Raw genomic sequence first — 17,014 nt, forward strand, 5'->3', positions numbered from 1 at the left:
CACGGTAACTCTCCAGGATGGCAGTCGTCGGGTCGGATGAAAGTGAAGATTGGCGGCTAAACCACAGCTTTTTCAGGTGTAGAGTATCTGAGAACCAATTGGCAACCGAGACAACGCGTTCATTGGCGTGATAATCTTCTTCAACTAAAGATGGAACGAGACTGTAGCGCATAAACATGACGACGGAGACCATTGAGAAAATAATCGGGCTCGACCTGAAAGCAGACGGTGCTTTGAAAGTTAACTCCCGAGAGAGACGTGACCTTGAGTTTAAAGAGACATGCGACGAGAACACTCGTCGAAGCTGCCTCAAGACCATAGCGGCCTTTGCGAACAATGGTGGTGGCCGGATTGTTTTCGGGATCTCCGATAGTCCTCGTCACGTCGTCGGTGTTGATCCAGCCACATTTCCGGATGAGGCAGCTTTCGATGACTTTCTCCGGAAATATCTGTCCCCAGTTCCCGATGTGCTCATCGAGGATCATGAGATTGAGGGAAAAACGCTGGTGGTCGTCCGCGTAATGGCCATGAGCAAGCCGCCGGTAATTGCGGTGAAGGAGTGCCAAACTATCGCGGCCAAAAATAAAACGGTCTTGCAGCCCGGGGTGATTTATAACCGGCGCGGAGGTAAAACAGAGTGCGCTTCCAGCGACGAGTTTCGCCAAATGCTAGAGAAAAGGGATCAGGCAGTTCAGCAAGCCATCCTTAGCATCTTTGATCGCGCGCGTTCGATTGGGTTCGACCGGGTGTCTGTGGCAGATTTCTCAAACTTCACAAGTCCGGGCGACAACGTGACCCTCTACCTACCGGACGACGCAGCGAGAAGTCTGAACGTCATTGACCGCGCCAAACTCGTGGAGGACGGCGGGGCACCTGCCTATGAGATCAAGGGGCGTATCAACCTCACCAGTTATTCCGATAAAGACCCGCGCAAACCGATGCTGCCGAGGCCAGCCGCCCGTGCGCTCAAAGCCGATATCGATGCTGCGCTTTGGAAAGGTGTTTCCTGGAGCGAGCAACATCTGCGCAAAGCGGCCAAACATCTGGGGTTTTGGGACAAGGCTGAGGGCGATGGGGTTCACACCACTGTGGATCAGCTCACTGGCCAGCCGCGCTATCTCGAACGCGGTCGCATTGCTGTCCGGGACTTCGCCCGGAATAACCCCGACGCCTTTGTTGATGCGACGTGCTCGCGACCAAATCGTGCGGAATGGAAGCGACGGAAAGCAGCCGTAGCCGGTCCGGCGTGATGGCAGAACTCTACTGTCCGCTGCGTTGCTGCGCCTTGGCCCGCGCTTGCGGGAAATAATCGTAGAAGGTCACACGGCTGATCCCCAATTGCCGGGCAATCTCCGCGATCGAGATGTCCCCGGCCGCGAGCATCGCACGTGCCGCTTTCTTGTCGTCTTCGGTGAGCTTCGGGCGACGGCCACCCTTGCGCCCACGGGCGAGGGCGGCTTTCAGGCCTTCCATGGTGCGCTCACGATTCAGGTCCAGAAAGTATTCCGCCATAGCGCCGTGGATCTGCAGGAAGAAGCGGCCTTGCGCGCTTTCACTGTCCAGATCTTCGGTGAGGCTGCGGAACTTGATGCCATCTGCGCGGAGCTTGTCGATCGTCCGCATCATTTCCACCAGGGAGCGGCCTAACCGGTCCAGCTTCCACACCACGAGCACGTCCTCGGGACGGAGATAGGCGAGGGCGGCTTCCAGCTCCGGCCGTTTACTGCCTGCCTTGCCGGACTTCTTCTCCTCGAAGATCTTCTCGCACCCGGCACGAGTAAGGGCGTCTCGCTGCATGTCGAGATTCTGATCGGCGGTCGAGACGCGGGCATATCCAATTTTCATGTAAGGATAGTGCGACTATAGCCTTTTCCTGTCAAATGATTTCCTGACATATTTTCCTTACAAAAAGCCCGCCGAACTGGCGGGCTGCGAGCTGGGTGGGGACATATGTAAGGAAAACGGTCGTTTTTCGAACGCATCCGTCAGTCTCCTGAATCATCCGAGTGAGGAGAAAACGCGCCCGATCAGCCTTCGACGTCCCCACGCCCTCCGGCTGAGGGAAGGGCTGCCTCGGCTTTTCGTGCTTTCCATGTCTCAACCAGGAACGTGGCCATAGTCCCGGATAAGTTTACTGCCAACTCGGCATGGCGAGGCTGGGGCTTGGCTTTCTTAGGACCTGCACTGTGGGCATCCCCCAGCTTACTCCGCAGCGACCCCAACAGCTCGACGATCTGCTGGCAACTACCAAGCAGCTGCTTGAAGGTCTGTTCGGTATGATCGTCAGGCGCCAGACGTAGGACCTTGGCCAGTTTCCGGTAAAGAACCGGCAGATCGGCATTGTCAGCATAATCGGCCTGCGCTTCGTCCAAAATCCATTTGCAGACGTCTTCCAGCAGGGTACGCGCCAGGGTGATCGCCCCGCGCGGATCATCAACCCGTCGTTCCACCGCTGCAATCCAGCGGGCATGAACGTCGGCCGGGTCGAAGGCGTGCAGCGCCGCGCTAATACCCTGGTCGGAGGGGCTGCCAAGAATGGCGCGCTGAATCTTGTAGACCGGGGAGCCTGAGACCTTCCCGACCATCGCCAGGCGATAGCCGTCATGCTGCAGGTGACCGTTCAGATCGGCAACGAGGGAGGCCTGCGCCTCCAGCGTCTGGACGACAGGCGCCACGATCTCTTCCAGAAAGCGAAACAGTTGCGCTTGCGAGCAGGTCAGAAAACCAAGATGAGTCAACAGCTCGTCGGTTTCCCAATCGTAGTTTCGAACTGTGTGCTGGTAGATGTCCTCCAGAAGACCCTTCGACGTGCCGTAAGGTGAGGGAATTTCGTCCAGCGGCCATGCCCGCTGGATCAATTCGACTTCTTCCATTTCGGTCGCAAGTGGCCTGGTTTTAAGCGCCGATAAAAGCCGACGCCGCGTGATCTCTGTGATACCCGGCTGCCCAAACTCCTCGATCTTGGCAACCTGCTCGGACAACCGATAGCTGGCAACCTCCTGCAGGAGTTTTTTTGCCATAGGCAAAAGATCCTCCGCCGGCACGGAAGCTAGGCGATTCATCGCGTACTTAAATTTGCTGCCAAAGGCTTCCGAACTATCTCCACTCTCCAACCCCAGGCGCACGCATATGCCCGGAACGTCATAGGCCTTGTGGTCGGAAATCGCGTTGGCGATCTCGGTGCGAAGGTGGCGGATCATGGGTGCGGGGAATGTCGTCATCGGTCGAAACAGAACTCGCTCCACTTAGTCCAGACGGCGATATGCACGGGCTGGATGGCAGGGAGGGCGGTCACGTCTCGCGCCTGGGGGGCAAAATGAATAAGCTCAGGGAGGTGGTCTGAAAGACTCATACACTCTCCTCAAGAAGCTTTATCTCATCTGCTGTGAGCTCGAATAGTTCATAAACGAGCGTATTAATGCGGTCTTCGTTCTCCTTTATTTCAACTGACAGGCGGGCGATTTCGGTTTTGTCACGCCTAATCCAATCCTCCCACGCCGTGCGCTCTGCCAGTGGGATATCTGCCTTGAACACCTTCTTGACCTCTGCCCGGAAGGCCGAAAAGTCAGGCATATCCCACCATTCAGTAAGCTTAGTCGATAGTTTCGCCTCTGTTCCGGCTGGGGCAAGATCGGGGATACGCCGTGTCAACGCATGCTGTAATCGGTACCGTGCTTCCGCGGCCTTCTGACTAGCTTGTGCCAGTACGGATAGTTCGGCTTTCTGAGCGGGCATTATCGACGGGATCGGAATGGTTTCAACGTACTGAACGCGCAGCTCTAATCGCCATTCTCCGCCGCGCATCGCGCTGCAAATGCTACGCAGATAGAACCAAATCACCGTTGAATTAAGTAAAGCAAGCAAATCCCAATGCCCGCTTGGGTGGAAATATGTCTTATCGTTCGAAAAGAATCCCGTTTCATCGTATGAAAATTTGCGGCCTTGAGAGAAATGCGGATATGAAATCTTTGGCTTACTGAACGGTTCGGCATAAGCCTCCTGTGCCTGTTGAAGCTCAAACCATTCCTGCTTAGTTGCCCGTTTTTCTAGCTGATCCTTGAACGGCAGTAACCAATCTCGGATGGCCGGATAATCCTCGATGTTAATGCGGTTTTTCGGGATATAGATAATCCATAGTCCGCGAGGCTCAGCGCGCCACCGCTTCAGATCTTTCCCTTCCAGGAACGGCTTCAGTAGATCGGCCGATTTTGGATCTTGGGCACACAAGCGTTCTTTAGTCGCTGAATCGATAACAAAAGCGTCGTTCAACCCTGTCTTGATACCGTACAGGGGTGAACCATAGACTTCCTTCAGTGTTCTCTTTCCCTTGCGTATCTTATCCCTCAAGGCCTTGAGCGCCGCGTTTTCCAGTTCCCACGAATCTGCTGACAAAGCCGCCTGCGGATAGGCCTCGGCCTTCTTGTCAAAGGTCACGGTGAAATTCGTTTCCGGCAAGTCTTCCACCTTCCAAAAACGCAAAGCGTGCGTCTTGGCAGGCTCTTCCCGACGCATGGTCAGAATAGCAGGGTAGGTGGTCACGCCCTCGAATACTTGAAGGTCACCAAAATCGACTACGGTTTCAAGTGTCGCCTGGGCACGCAAAAAGTTCCGAAGTGGCCGACCGGAACCGGTTTTGAAGAAAGTCGATGATGAGATGTAGCCCAGACGACCACCGGGCTTCAACAGCTTCAGACCGCGCTCGAAAAAGTAGCAGTATAGGTCAGCCCGGTCTGAGACGACTTCGAAGCGGGTCTCCAGATAGGGCTTCATGGCCTTCAGTAGTTCCATCCGCACATAGGGTGGATTGCCGAGCACGACATCAAAGCCGCCATCTGCAAACACCTCGGGGAAGGCGGTTCGCCAGCTGAAGCCGTGCTCCAGGTATGCAAAGCTCGAATCTTCAATCAGGCTGTCACCAACCTTCAGATTGTCATCGAGACTGTCGAGCATCTTGCCACGCCGCGCCGTCTTCACCCACAGCGATAGCTTGGCAATCTCCACGCTCTCGGCGTTCACATCGACGCCAAACAGATTGTTGGTCAGAATCTCACTGTCCGGGTCGAAGAGCCCAAGTGCGCCACCCTTCAGGTCAGCAATCTTCTCATTTACACGGGTCAGCTCGGCCTTCATGAAATCGAAGGCCAACACCAAAAACACCCCGGAACCGCAGGCTGGATCAACAATACGCAAGGTTTTCAGACGGTCGCGGTAGGCTTCCCAGGCCTCAAGCTCAGCGCCCTTGCGCTTCCACTGGATTTCCTCGTCATCGGCGGTCGCGCCCTTCTTGGCATAGACTGCCAGAACCTCCGCGAAAATATCCTTCAGATGGGCCCCAAGGGTCTGCTGGACGATAAAGCGGGCAATATAGTCCGGCGTGTACACCACACCGTCACGTTTACGGCGACCGGATGTGCCGCTGCTCTTGGCCTCCTCAACCTCTTCGCCACGGGCTTCCGCCTGAAGCCGCTCGACGTCGGCAATCGACTGCTCGAAAATATGACCTAGGACCGTAACGGAGACCTGCGAGGCAAAGTCGTAGTCACCAATCTTTTTGAAGCCTTCGCAGACCTCGTCAGGGATGGTGATGCCGTCCACAATCGGGTCGGGCGCAAACAGGCCGCCATTATAGGGCGGAACGTCCAGGCGGGCGTTACCCTTGTCGATGGCGGCGAATAGGCCCTTGAAGTTGTCCCATACTGGGCGCGGATTAAACGGGTCGGCGTTTTCGAACGCCTTTTCCAGTATCCGTTTCGGCAAAAGACCAGTGTCTTCGGCAAAAGCCGTGAACAATACCCGGTCTAAGATTGTCTGCGCGGCACTAATGGCATCGAGAGGGTGTACCGAGGGCGCTGCCTTCTGAACCGCTGCGATAAGGCTGCTACGAAGTGCCTTGTAGTCTCGATACAGCTCGTTGGTGATGTCTTTATCTTCCTTCCGGCTTTCAGCCAAAAGGGCAAGGGTGCGGCCTGACAAGAGATTATCGGCGCTCAGAAGCAACATAAAGCGGGCGTATTCGGCGGGCTCGGTCAGCCGAGCGAATTCGAATTTCTCATACGAAGATGTACCCTCACCGAAACCATACAGCCGCAGTTCCACATAGTTGGAAACCAGTACCCACTTCACGCCGGGTGCCTTGGTCGCATATTCCCATGCCTGTTGTACCGGACTCTTGGCGCGACCGGGCATGATTGCGTCCAGGTCTTTGGTCTTGGCGCCTTTAAGCTCGAAGGGAGCGATGATTTGTGATTTTGTCGGGCCAAAATGTCCGAGTGCCAAGTCGACAGAACCACCTAAAATCGCTTTCTCGGCCGTGACAGTGTGCTCGGCACTTGTGACCACACCGGTGTAACCGAGAACAGCCTCAACGATGTTAGCTTTAAAACTTCCGTGGAGGGCCGTTTCTTTCTCTCTCAAAATGCGGCCCGACCGCACCATCTCGGCCCACTCTTCGAGGAGTCGACGATGGGGTTCCGGAACCGGTTGCACTGGGCCGACGTTGCGAGAAATCGTCTTGGGGTTAAAGAGCATCATTATCCAAAGCCATTCAATTAAATCGGTCAGCTATTTTCAGTAGCTCACCGGTCAGCACATCGATATCCGTGTAAGGTTCATTGCCATCATGCGGTGTAAATCTAGCCCTGAGGCTCTCTGCCCTTGCCGTCGCCTCAGGAATCCGGTCGTTCGTATCCCGGAAAACAGTCAGACTGTTCTTGGCATAGCCCGGATACGCCGCCGGCTTCTTCAGCTCGGCATATACAGTGTCGCGGTGGATGGGCGCCAACACGTCCCTAAAATGCAGCAGCACCCACAGCTCGAAGTTGGGCACCGATGGGATGGCTTTGAACAGCACCTTGGCCTGCAGGTCATTCTTCAGTGCCTGATCAGTCGCTTCGGCTTTCGCTAACGCATTGTGGTAGCTGGCATGATCATCACGGTCGAAGACGACATAGACCCGATCAAAAGCTCTGGTCTCCTCGAACCGGTCGATCGCATACTCAACGATTTGCAGTGGCGCCGTCCCATAATCCGATGGGACAATGGCAATATCCGCGTTGGGCAGCCGTTTCTCGCGACGAATAGCGGTGAAATAGTTGACCTCAGTTTTCGCGCCCTCACACACGATCAGCATACGATCGTAAGGCCGCTTTCGCCCGGCTTTTCGCGCGATGCGGTCTTCTTGTCGCTCAAAGCGGTGATGTTTTGCCAAAAACTGCTCTTCCCTTACCCCAGTATCGGAATGCCACCGTAGCGCCCGCCAAGGTATCCCTTTTCAAGGGCTTCCCCCTTCCGAGGAGAAAAGTCCAACAGCGGGAACAGGTGGGAGCCTTGGTCATTGTCTTTCTCAGTGAACCACACCTGGTCGCGCCGAAGCTTTCCGCCATCGAGCAGCGACACGTCATGGGTTGAGAAAATCAACTGGGCTCCGTTCCGATTCAACTCAGGGTCATTAAACATCTGCACGATCTTCAAGACAAGCAGGGGGTGCAGGCTACGGTCCAGCTCGTCCACTATCAATGTCCGACCCTTTTGCAGGATGTCTAGGATAGGCCCCGCCAGCTCGAAGAGGATTTGGGTTCCGGCAGACTCTTCGCCGATATCAAATTTATAGAGTTCACCTTCCGCCATATGACCGAACTGCGGGATATCGAATTCTGCATCCTGGACTTCGGGCGCCCCGCCCGGGAAACTGACGTGGAATTGGCGCCCCATCCGCTTGTCAACCGAGACAGTCGAGATCCCCGTATCTGCGGCTGCCATAATGGATTGGACGCGCTCGCGATTACCTGCAGTCTGGACATAGCCCGCCGTAAACCCAAACCCGATGCCTGGTCCGTCTGGCAGTATCACCAAGTCCTCCGCGAACCGCTGATAGAGAGGCTTTAGCTGCTCATTATTGAGCTGAACCGCCGTGGTGAGGAAAAGTACTTCCTTACGGGTCGAGGCTTCCCAGACCTTCTTTTGGCCCACGAAATAGTCGCTGTAGGTGTACTCGTACTTTTTCTTCTTCTCGTTGAACGTGCGGGAGAACCAGACCTGCGGTTTGGTCTTCTCATAGACCAGCAGCCATTCGCTCAGTACCTGGCGACGGTTGATCTCGAAGCCATACTGATGGCGGACCCCGCCAATCAAAAACGTGACCTCGAACCGCGTGGGGTGATCCGTATGGTCAGGACGCATACGGAAAGGGGCAAGGTTGCTTTCCTGGTCTGGCTGGATTTGATTGGAGGTCATCACCATCAACTGCATAAACTGCAGGGCGCGGATGACATTGGATTTACCGCTCGCATTGGCACCGTAGATCGCAGCGCTATTGAGGATACGCTTGACCTTATCCAAACCACTCGGACGGGTATGGGTGCGCTCCAAGGTCGGGTCCGAGCTGGCAGCCATGCTGAAGATGGCTTGGTCCCGGAACGAACGGAAGTTGGTAAAGCGGAAATCAAGTAGCATCTGGGGTGACAATCCTGTTTACCGTCATCAAATGCACATTTTCTGCAATCTGACAATTTATTTCGGCGTAACCGCCTGAACGGCACGAGGATGCAGTTACCAAAAGGTGACGCTATTGCCGGGCGCGGAAAGGAATAAAAGACATGCTCCCGCCGTTTGCTGAGCAGGGACGTACGGGGGCTTACAACGATATTTGACTACAGGAGCAACGTTCTTGGTTGCAATTTGATTGCCGCTCGGCCACTTTCTGATCAGAGCAACGCTCCGGGGTCAGCGCCAAGCGCTGGTCGCAGTGGATTAAGGCCCCTCACGGGGCCTTTTCCATTTAATTCGATCTTTACCTTTGGGAATGCAGGTTGCAGCTTCTGCAACCCTGCCTGACCGGCGAGGTCTGGGGGTAGCAAGGGCAAGGGTTTCAGACGGCGGGCGCACAAGCCTGCGCGGAGCCTCGGGAGACCGCCCCCTTGCCTGCGCGAGGGGCAACGCCCCTTAGGTTTTCTTCCGGATCAGAGCCGCACCCGTGCGAGATCCGGGGCAAGCTATGAAGAACATCGGAGCTTTCAGCATCGCGCCGACCGCAGGGCGGGAAAGCGGGAATTCTCGACACGCCTAGGACCGGTTGAAAAGGTAGCCGCAGGAGCCTCAGCATAGCGACCCATAGGGAGAGGCGGGACCGACTGCCTCCGGCCGGGCGTTCCGTATGACCGGCGCACTGCGCCCCTGACCTCATTCACGTCAGCCAGTTCGACACATCACGCGCACCGTAAACGATAGCCGCGACAAAGACCCCGTAGTCCTGTGGCTCATAGATGATGATGTAGCGCCCCTCAACCAGAACCCGCGCCGTGGCACTCAGTTCGGGGCGGGCTGCACCCATGTGCGGCTGGGTCGCTGCCAGTTCGGCACGTTCGATGATGCGAAGCAGAAGCGCGTCGGCTGCGGGCTCGTTATCCAGAGCGATCGTTCGCCAGATGTCACGCATGTCGGCTTCCGCACGCGGACTGAAGACTGCCTTAGCCACGCTTGCGGGCTTCCGCCTTCAGCTCACCCAGTAACTGCTTGCCATCCAGCGGGCGCCCTTCGCCGCTGGCCATGCCTTCCTCATAAGCCTGCTTCAGGCGTGCCAGCTCAAGCTGGCGCACTTCCTCACGCTGCTCCCACAGGCGGAGAGCGTCGCGTACGATTTCGCTGTTCGAGGCATAGCCGCCGGTTTCAACGGCAGCCTGCATCATTGCCGCCTGATGCGGGGTGAGGGATACGGTAAGGGTGCGCATGGTCGTAGCTTTCATTTCTCACCCTTATAGCACACCTCACAAATCCTAACAATTCTTGTTAGGATTGACTCAATGTAAGGTCTCAGCCTTCGGGTCGTAGAACCGCCCCAGGCTGCGCAAGTGCGCCACGATTTCAAGCAGTAGATGATCACGCGGTCCATAGCGGTCGCAGATAGCCTGGACCTCTTCGCCGATGCGGTCAACATCCTCCTCGGGCGCATCAATCTCCGCGAAAACATACATATCGTGGCCCACCGCAGTGATCGGGCAGCCGGTGGCAATGATCTCCTCGATGAACTCCGGAATCTGGTCTTTATGCATTTTCAGGCACTCCTTTCACGCATAACGTGAACATAGTGCCGCCCTCAGGTTGCGCAATACGGCGAATCCCACAAGGCTAGCGGGACACGGTGACCCACTGCGTTTGCCGCCGCATATCGGTGATATCGTAGGCCAGCGGGTGCATCGGGAAATGGCAGTCGCGCAGGAACTGCTCCACGCGCTCCCTATACTCGGGCTTGAGCGAGGAATTGAAGCGCCCGCAGATCTCAATCATCATCTTGCCACGGTAGAGCATACTGGCATGGGGTTCATGCCGATCGCTCCGCAGCGAATAGACCGTGTCCTCGCTGTCGAAGTACTTGGCGACACAGTTGCCCATGAGACCTCCCTCACGGAGGTAGTCATAGTGGGTCAAAAGCTCGACCACATACCAGCCATCCGCAAACTCGTACACTATGACACTGTCATCCACCTTCGCCATGATGCCCCCCGCAAATCAGCCAGAATCTCCCACGGAATTAGGCGATTTTGACGGGATAAAGGCGGCATATAACGTCTAGGTAAGATACGGAATCAAATCCCAGGAAGCTGTATCCGCCTGGGATTCGATAATTTCTAGCGGTGGACGATTTAGGCTGTGGGGCTGACCCAGATTTGGCGCGCAACACCGAATAGTTCCAAGCCTCGGGCGGCGATCGTCTCCTCATCCCAGACGTCGTAATTATTCAGATCTCGGTTCAAAGCGAGGCTTGAATGAGAGCGAACGGCAGGCATCTTTACTGAAAATGGGCCATGTGAGACGGCCGTATTCAGCGACTGAGTAAGCAGAGTTAGATTGCCAAGCTTGTTCACAGACATCTGCCGTTGAAGCCGCCGGAAAATGAGGTCAGCGTCATTCTCGTCTTCGATATGATCGAACCCCGGGACGGGCCAATGAGCTTGCCACTTTTGGGGCATGATATGCTCAACGCTCAGCTGTGATTTGATCTCGATATCTTCATTCCGAGCTGACCTCTTTGCACGCTCGATGGCTTCCAATATGTAGCGGAGCCGAGGTTGACGTGTGCCTTGGTATTGGTCCCGATCGATCCAACCGGCCTGCCATTCGATGTCGGTAGGCCACCTTTCGGTATCAGCCTGCCTCTGCGAAAGGTACTCGATCAAAGCTGCGACTTTATCCGGGCCAGCGGCCCGCAATTTTTCGATGATCCCGACAAATAAACGATTGTACCCTTTGGTGGACAAGCCACAGATATCACGGCGCAAAATATAGCTTTCGAGAACCTGCAGCGCGTCGGAAAGAGCGTCGCCAACCTCTGGCGCCGTCGCCAGATAAACGACCAAGGGCATCGCTGTTGAGACGTCAAACGCATCGGCGAAACGGCCGAACTGGCCCAGCGGATCATCCTTGTCCTGGTCGAAAAGCCGTTTTTCTACTGAAGCCGTCGCAGTGATGGACTCAAGCTCAGCAACCACAGAAGCAAACGGACGCTCATTTAGTACCCAACGACGGTATCCCTCGAAGAGGGTTTCCACAGATACGATATCGGACAGGTGCATCGAGAGATGGTCTGTCAGCATCCAGTCCAGACGCTGGCGCGTCTGACGACCACGTGACGCGACCTGGCTCCAGAATGCCCGATCCAACGGCAGCCAATGCTTTTCATAAAGCTGATCGACTTTGAGAGATCCGTGCTCTTGGCCCATTCCCTTAGCACGCTGGAAGATGAAGTTCCGCATGAGGTCCGCCGGGGTCAAATCAACGCCGCGACTGTTGAGGGTTTCGAAGATGGTTTGAGGATCATCACCGCCTTCGAGTTCGATCGACACGACAGCCAAACCCTCTTTGAGGGCTTCGAACAGCAGCTCCAGCTTCAATTCGTCGAAGACGCCGTCAATCGTCGCGTGTTCTTCAACCTTTTCGCGGAAAAAAGCGTGTGCGGCCACAGATCTGCGGACAAACCCGTCCTCGTCGGTTGGCTTCACGGTGATCGCATCTGCATCGACGCCCGGATCGACAATTGAAACAAAGGACCGCCGATCGGTCAGCGACGGCCAGAGTTTGTAGCGCTCAACCTCTCCATGTTCCATGACCCCGTCGTTGAGCAGATATTTCTGAAGCTCATCAGCATACTTTGAGCCGTGGGCACGAGCGACATCCCGAATAGCCGACAAGAGAAGCTGGAACGTTGTCAAACGCTGCTGCCCATCAATAATCTCATAGGCCTGAACCTGTTTCCCGAAGGTCTTGAGTTGATTGATTACCATCGCTCCCATGAAATGAGGCGTCAGCGTCGAACGGTCGGAATTAAGCCGGTCAATCGCACGCTCGATGTCTTCCCAGAGAAGCTCAAGCTGTGGCGTTACCCGCCATGCATATTGGCGTTGATAGAGAGGGATCAGGTAACGTTTCTTGCCATCGAACAGTTCAACAATCGAGCGGGTATAAGGCTTCATGAATTGGCTTTCGCAATGAAAAGATTGATCTTCCGTCCGAAGTGACGCGTTTCGCGTGTATTTCTCACAGATTAAACTATCGTATTCAATAGCTGGCGGATGGGTGGCGCTGAATTAACACACGGCCCTAGCTGGAAGTGAATCACCGTATCCGCCCTTGGACTCAAAGCCCCAGTGACCGCTGGCTGAAACGCCCATAGGCATCGAGGAACCCCTCGCCCATGGTCACCTGCAGAGCCTCCGCAATCGGGAAAGCCAACACGCGTGCCCTGCCCCGTCGCTCCGCCTGGCGCCCGATCAGGGCGCGCAGCGGCACCCAGTAGAAATGCTCCGGATCGTTCAAGTCCAGACAGGCAAAGTTCACGGTCATGTGGAAGAACGCCTCAAAGCACGCGAGCTTGTCCACCTCGCCCACCTCGAACAGCAGATGGTCGTTATAGGTGGACTTGGCTTTCACATCGAAGGCCATCATTCCGGCATGGGGAATGCCGACCAGGTAATCTGGTCGTTTGATCCTACCCCGCAGCCGGTCCGGCACGTTCAGCGGCGACTGCTCGACATAGAGGAACGCCACCCCGGACTGGTTCAGCCACGCGCGGAATGAGGCTTCAGCCTCTTCGCCCTTGGCTTTCAGATCGGCGGGTAGTCGGAACATGGCGGAAGCGTGCCCCCGCAGCTCACCCTTAGCAAGCGGGTGGCACGCGTTCCCGGCGGCGACTGTGGCGGATCTGCATATTGACCTTGCAGCACACGAGAACATAATAGGAACGTATTCCGCACTCACCGCCAGCAAAGGCAGACATTCCCATGCAGGACGACACGATAAAGATCCTGGAACTTCATGTCGGCATTGCCCTCGGGTGCCTCCGGCGCACCACCGTCAAGGGTTTTGCCGGTTGCGGGCAAAGCCGCCGCCGCGACCTGTATCTGATCCCGTCAATGGCGGCGACTGTGGCCCGCGACATCACCGCCTCACAGACATTCCAAAAAGATGGCGCCACTGTTATCCTCTCCCGCGTCGCCCGTCACATTGAAGCGGTTTTGCAGGACGTACCGGATGCGCAGGCAAGAGCCTGGGCCGGAATTGATGCAACCGCGCGCGACAGTGCCCGCCATGCCATCGCGGCTTGCATCACCCGCCGCATATTTGAGCGGTATGAAGTGCTCCCGACCCCTCGGCCCACCATAGTCCCGGCAAGCGGCGTATGGTGCGGGCTTCAGGACGCAAAACCAGAGTAGTGGGCTGATGCGACCGATCTCAGGCTTTACTTTTCAGGGCGAAGCATCGACGATTCCGAGGCATGCTCGAAAGGATGTTGCATGGATTCCGCGGACACACGCCCCCTCGTTATGTCTCACACGCCCGGAGCGTTACAGCGGAACTGGAAGGTTCCTGCCCTGTTCCCCCTATGCCCTTCGACGTCGGTAGAGGCGCCTATTAAAACGTATTTTGAAGCGCTGTATATTGGAGACATTGCGGTAGACGGACCGTACGGGGAAACGATGATAGACGACGTCACCTTGCACCCTGACGGCAACAGCATCCTTATTCTCGGCGATTTCGGCGAAGGTGCGATCAAACGCTGGTCACTGATGAAAATTACATTCGAAGACGGATACTTCGTTCACGAGAGTAAAGGGACGTTCTTCGAGCGCAATGGCGCCGAAAAGCAGTTTACCTTGGCCCAGGGACTGCCTTGGGAAGGCGGAGAGTCAATCGACGACTATTGCTAGCTATGGTGCCCAGAGTCTCGAGTAGTTCACCGACCAAACTCATCTCATCACGCCAGTAGCAGTCTGCCGTGGCTTAGCCTCCGATCAGAGTTTCGGAGTGTCGCTCGTGAATTGGCAAGCTTGGGTGCATTACACTGCGTTCGGGGATGCAGTTGGAAGTGGTCGTCCGGACCGGTGAACGGAAGGCGATTTTGGTCTGTTAAGCATTTGCGGATCGGCTATCTCTAGTGAGCACGGCGGACTGAGTCGGGATTCAAAAATCCTGATGCTTCAGACGCTTAAATTTTGTTGCCGGCCGACCTTTGGTTCGATTCCGTTCAAGGCGGAGACGACCGGCAGGGCCCATACAGATGCGGGGCTTGGTTTGCATCTGTATGGGCGATGTGGATCAGCTATTGATCTGAGTGGCTATGCAGCCTCCCAAACCTGATTAAGGATTTTCGCTGCAAGTGCCGCTTTGTCCTGCGGCAGGAAGCGACCGTAATGCTGCTGAACGACATCCGGTGTATCTTGGATGGCATAACTCGCCTGCTCATACGATCCGGTCTGCTTGAGGATATGCGTTGCCAGAATATCCCGAAGATTATGCGGTCCGTGCGGCAGCAATCCCTTGATAGCGCCGCGGCCGGTATAGGGGTTGTAGATGCCATAGCGTTGGATCACGGTGCGCCAGGCTTCATAGAATTTGGTGGAATCGTATGCCGCGTCCAGACTGGTTGTCTTCATCGTCTTGACGAACAGTGTACCGGGATCTTTCGCTGAACCGAGCAGCACACCGCGATGGCGATCGATATAGGCCTCAAGGTATTTGTAGAGGTCGAGCAAATCCGGCAGGATCAGGCGAAATGGCTTTTGTCCGAAGAATGATGAGCCTGAGTTCTTGAAGGCGATTGATGGGATGAGAACCTCCCATCCGTTTTCACGATCGCTCCAGCGCAATTCACCGCATTTCATGTCTTCCAGCCGTCGCTCCGAAGTCGGGAAATGCCCGCGTGGGCACAAGCGAAGCTGGCGAAGGTTCTTTTGCCGAAGCCCAAGATGCAGGCCGAGGCGCAGCAAAAGGAAAGAGCGGACCGCTTCGGCTGCTGCCCGAGGATAACGATGTTCATCCGGCATGCGCTTCAGGATCTCATCCGTGATCTTGCGGTATTCCGACAGTGGGCTGTCTGCTTCAAGGACCACCATGATCGGCTCGAACGGATCGCGGTGCACGCGCATGACACGCTGGATTTCCTTCGAGCGATTGGCGGCATGCCGGTGGAATGCGTCGCAGGCGCCGTGCCAGTCGCGTGCTGCGAATTCTATCTCCTCCGGCGCGATCAGCCCTTCGATTGGCTGAACCTTCTTCAGGAGCTCCGGATGCTGGCGGATCCAGCCCACCTCCGCCCGCGTGAGAGCTTGGGCCACCATCAGCATGTCTTCTTCCCACTTTGTGTAGAAGCCGCGGCGCTGCTCCCGCCATTGGAGGTACCAGTCCCAGACGCCCGGGAAGAGCAATAGACCAAAGGTCAGTTGGCTGAGCGGCACACCGCGGCCTTTGACAATGCCGACGGGCGAGGCAGCGAGCGCCCCGAACATCAGCCCGAGATGCTCGACCTTCTGGGACGCGGTTTCCTCTCCCCAAACTCCATTTCGTTGGAAGCCGATTGCGGTCAGCGTCGATGTCTTGAAGCGGATCAGATCGGCCATCTCCATAGCCAGTTGCGGCGGCGCATCGACGACGCCGGACAGGAGATCAGGATCTTCAAAGGCTTCGGGATTGTGGCTCGTGCTGTCCGTGTTCATTTGTGGCCGTGGAGACAGCGCGCCTCCGCCATAGGTGATCCCCGGAAACCGTATTGCATAACGTTGTTTGGTGGCTGCCGCCTGGTATCGGCGATAATCAGTCGAGCCCGAGATGATGACCCTGCGCACCCATTCGATGATTTCCTCCCGTTTGGAGAACGGCAAGCTGCTGAAATTGTCCGGAAGATGCCATGCAAGGCGGCGCCGCTCCGCAGCGCTGATGTCGCCCATATCATGGCCGTAGAGGGAGCGGGACTGGTGGGGCAACTTGGCCTTGAAATAGCCCGGTTCCAATCGATAGCGCCGCTCGATACGGGAAAGGATCTCGAAGCTCGTCAGAGATCGCGGCACGCGCTCTCCCTGAACCCATGATAGCAGGGTCTTGTCATCGAACGTCTCGCCCAGGCGAACGACGGCACGGAAGAGTTGCCAGTAGCTCTCGCCGAATCGGCGCATGTGATAAACGAGCGCATCGTCAAAGCTCGCCGGATCATCGGTCGCCTCAAACAATGGCTCAGGGAATGGACTGATGAGTTTCGGTTTTGGTCCCCTTGGCTCTGACGAAGAGGTAGCCGGAGTCTTGTCGGAAAGGACCTGTTGCAATCTGGAGCGCGTCGCAGTTTCCACCTTGCGCCGAGCGGTATCGCGCGATCTCGTGCGTGTTTTCCTCGGCTGTATATCATCGGCGGCAGGCGGTTCTCCGAGCCAGCGGATAATCGCGTCCAACCCTGGACGCAGCTGCTTTTTCAACTCCGCTGTCAACTCGCCTTCAATCCCGCATGCCTCGCCAATGGCCGTCCAATCCATACGGCCACTAACGATCGGCGGTGGCCGGCGGTGGATGACAAGACCAACGAGATAGGGCCTAATGCTTTCCAGAACTCGCTGAGAGGCGATTGGCGCGATGCGTATCTCGCAGAAATCCGAGATTTTTCGTTGAAAGTGATGAATTGAAAGATCGTGTTTTGCCATGCTCTTATTCCGTTCGCTCGGCACCAGTGCCGAGCGCCGGCGGAATAGGAGTGGACGAT

At 56.2% G+C, this 17,014-nt stretch carries 15 protein-coding genes; 3 read left to right on the forward strand and 12 right to left on the reverse strand.

What is annotated here, in order from left to right:
• Nucleotides 1-176: 176 nt before the first annotated feature.
• On the forward strand, nt 177-1,250 hold the full coding sequence (locus QTJ18_RS00360; protein ID WP_252755158.1) for an ATP-binding protein: 1,074 nt from the start codon (nt 177-179) through the stop codon (nt 1,248-1,250).
• A gap of 10 nt (nt 1,251-1,260) precedes the next feature.
• On the opposite strand, the gene QTJ18_RS00365 is transcribed toward QTJ18_RS00360, so the two are convergent.
• From QTJ18_RS00365 to QTJ18_RS00415, 11 genes are all read right to left on the reverse strand, one after another.
• Nucleotides 1,261-1,845 (reverse strand): recombinase family protein, encoded by a 585-nt coding sequence (locus QTJ18_RS00365; protein ID WP_252755157.1) that lies wholly within the window; start codon nt 1,843-1,845, stop codon nt 1,261-1,263.
• 182 nt (nt 1,846-2,027) lie between these two features.
• Nucleotides 2,028-3,221, reverse strand: coding sequence for an abortive infection family protein (locus QTJ18_RS00370; RefSeq protein ID WP_252755156.1), 1,194 nt, complete (start codon nt 3,219-3,221; stop codon nt 2,028-2,030).
• 127 nt (nt 3,222-3,348) lie between these two features.
• On the reverse strand, nt 3,349-6,531 hold the full coding sequence (locus tag QTJ18_RS00375) for an Eco57I restriction-modification methylase domain-containing protein (RefSeq protein WP_252755155.1): 3,183 nt from the start codon (nt 6,529-6,531) through the stop codon (nt 3,349-3,351).
• Between the two features lie 13 nt (nt 6,532-6,544).
• Entirely contained in the window at nt 6,545-7,207 is a 663-nt protein-coding gene (locus tag QTJ18_RS00380) for an RloB family protein (protein ID WP_252755154.1), read from the reverse strand.
• Nucleotides 7,208-7,221: 14 nt separating this feature from the next.
• Nucleotides 7,222-8,451 carry an AAA family ATPase gene (locus tag QTJ18_RS00385; RefSeq protein WP_252755153.1) on the reverse strand — a complete coding sequence of 410 codons (1,230 nt, stop codon included), beginning with the start codon at nt 8,449-8,451 and terminating at the stop codon, nt 7,222-7,224.
• A gap of 730 nt (nt 8,452-9,181) precedes the next feature.
• Complete coding sequence (locus tag QTJ18_RS00390) at nt 9,182-9,472, reverse strand: type II toxin-antitoxin system RelE/ParE family toxin (protein ID WP_301557739.1); 291 nt, start codon at nt 9,470-9,472, stop codon at nt 9,182-9,184.
• Nucleotides 9,465-9,740: a type II toxin-antitoxin system ParD family antitoxin gene (locus tag QTJ18_RS00395; RefSeq protein WP_489667270.1), complete on the reverse strand. Its 276-nt coding sequence runs from the start codon at nt 9,738-9,740 to the stop codon at nt 9,465-9,467. The genes QTJ18_RS00390 and QTJ18_RS00395 overlap by 8 nt, the downstream gene beginning before the upstream one ends.
• A 54-nt stretch (nt 9,741-9,794) precedes the next feature.
• Nucleotides 9,795-10,046, reverse strand: a complete 252-nt coding sequence (locus QTJ18_RS00400) for a hypothetical protein (RefSeq protein ID WP_252755151.1) — start codon at nt 10,044-10,046, stop codon at nt 9,795-9,797.
• Between the two features lie 76 nt (nt 10,047-10,122).
• On the reverse strand, nt 10,123-10,488 hold the full coding sequence (locus tag QTJ18_RS00405; protein WP_252755150.1) for a hypothetical protein: 366 nt from the start codon (nt 10,486-10,488) through the stop codon (nt 10,123-10,125).
• Between the two features lie 149 nt (nt 10,489-10,637).
• Entirely contained in the window at nt 10,638-12,464 is a 1,827-nt protein-coding gene (locus QTJ18_RS00410; protein WP_252755149.1) for a DUF262 domain-containing protein, read from the reverse strand.
• 163 nt (nt 12,465-12,627) lie between these two features.
• Nucleotides 12,628-13,119 (reverse strand): hypothetical protein, encoded by a 492-nt coding sequence (locus QTJ18_RS00415; protein ID WP_252755148.1) that lies wholly within the window; start codon nt 13,117-13,119, stop codon nt 12,628-12,630.
• A gap of 152 nt (nt 13,120-13,271) precedes the next feature.
• Between QTJ18_RS00415 and QTJ18_RS00420 the strand changes: the two genes are divergently transcribed.
• Together QTJ18_RS00420 and QTJ18_RS00425 are read left to right on the forward strand one after the other, a co-directional pair.
• Nucleotides 13,272-13,703 carry a hypothetical protein gene (locus tag QTJ18_RS00420; protein WP_252755147.1) on the forward strand — a complete coding sequence of 144 codons (432 nt, stop codon included), beginning with the start codon at nt 13,272-13,274 and terminating at the stop codon, nt 13,701-13,703.
• Between the two features lie 81 nt (nt 13,704-13,784).
• Nucleotides 13,785-14,198 (forward strand): hypothetical protein, encoded by a 414-nt coding sequence (locus QTJ18_RS00425; protein ID WP_252755146.1) that lies wholly within the window; start codon nt 13,785-13,787, stop codon nt 14,196-14,198.
• 408 nt (nt 14,199-14,606) lie between these two features.
• Here the strand turns inward: QTJ18_RS00425 and QTJ18_RS00430 are convergent, their stop codons facing one another.
• Nucleotides 14,607-16,955 carry a hypothetical protein gene (locus QTJ18_RS00430; protein ID WP_252755145.1) on the reverse strand — a complete coding sequence of 783 codons (2,349 nt, stop codon included), beginning with the start codon at nt 16,953-16,955 and terminating at the stop codon, nt 14,607-14,609.
• Between the last annotated feature and the right edge of the window lie 59 nt (nt 16,956-17,014).

This window comes from Rhizobium sp. SSA_523, assembly GCF_030435705.1.
In the GTDB taxonomy this organism is placed as follows: Bacteria; Pseudomonadota; Alphaproteobacteria; order Rhizobiales; family Rhizobiaceae; genus Neorhizobium.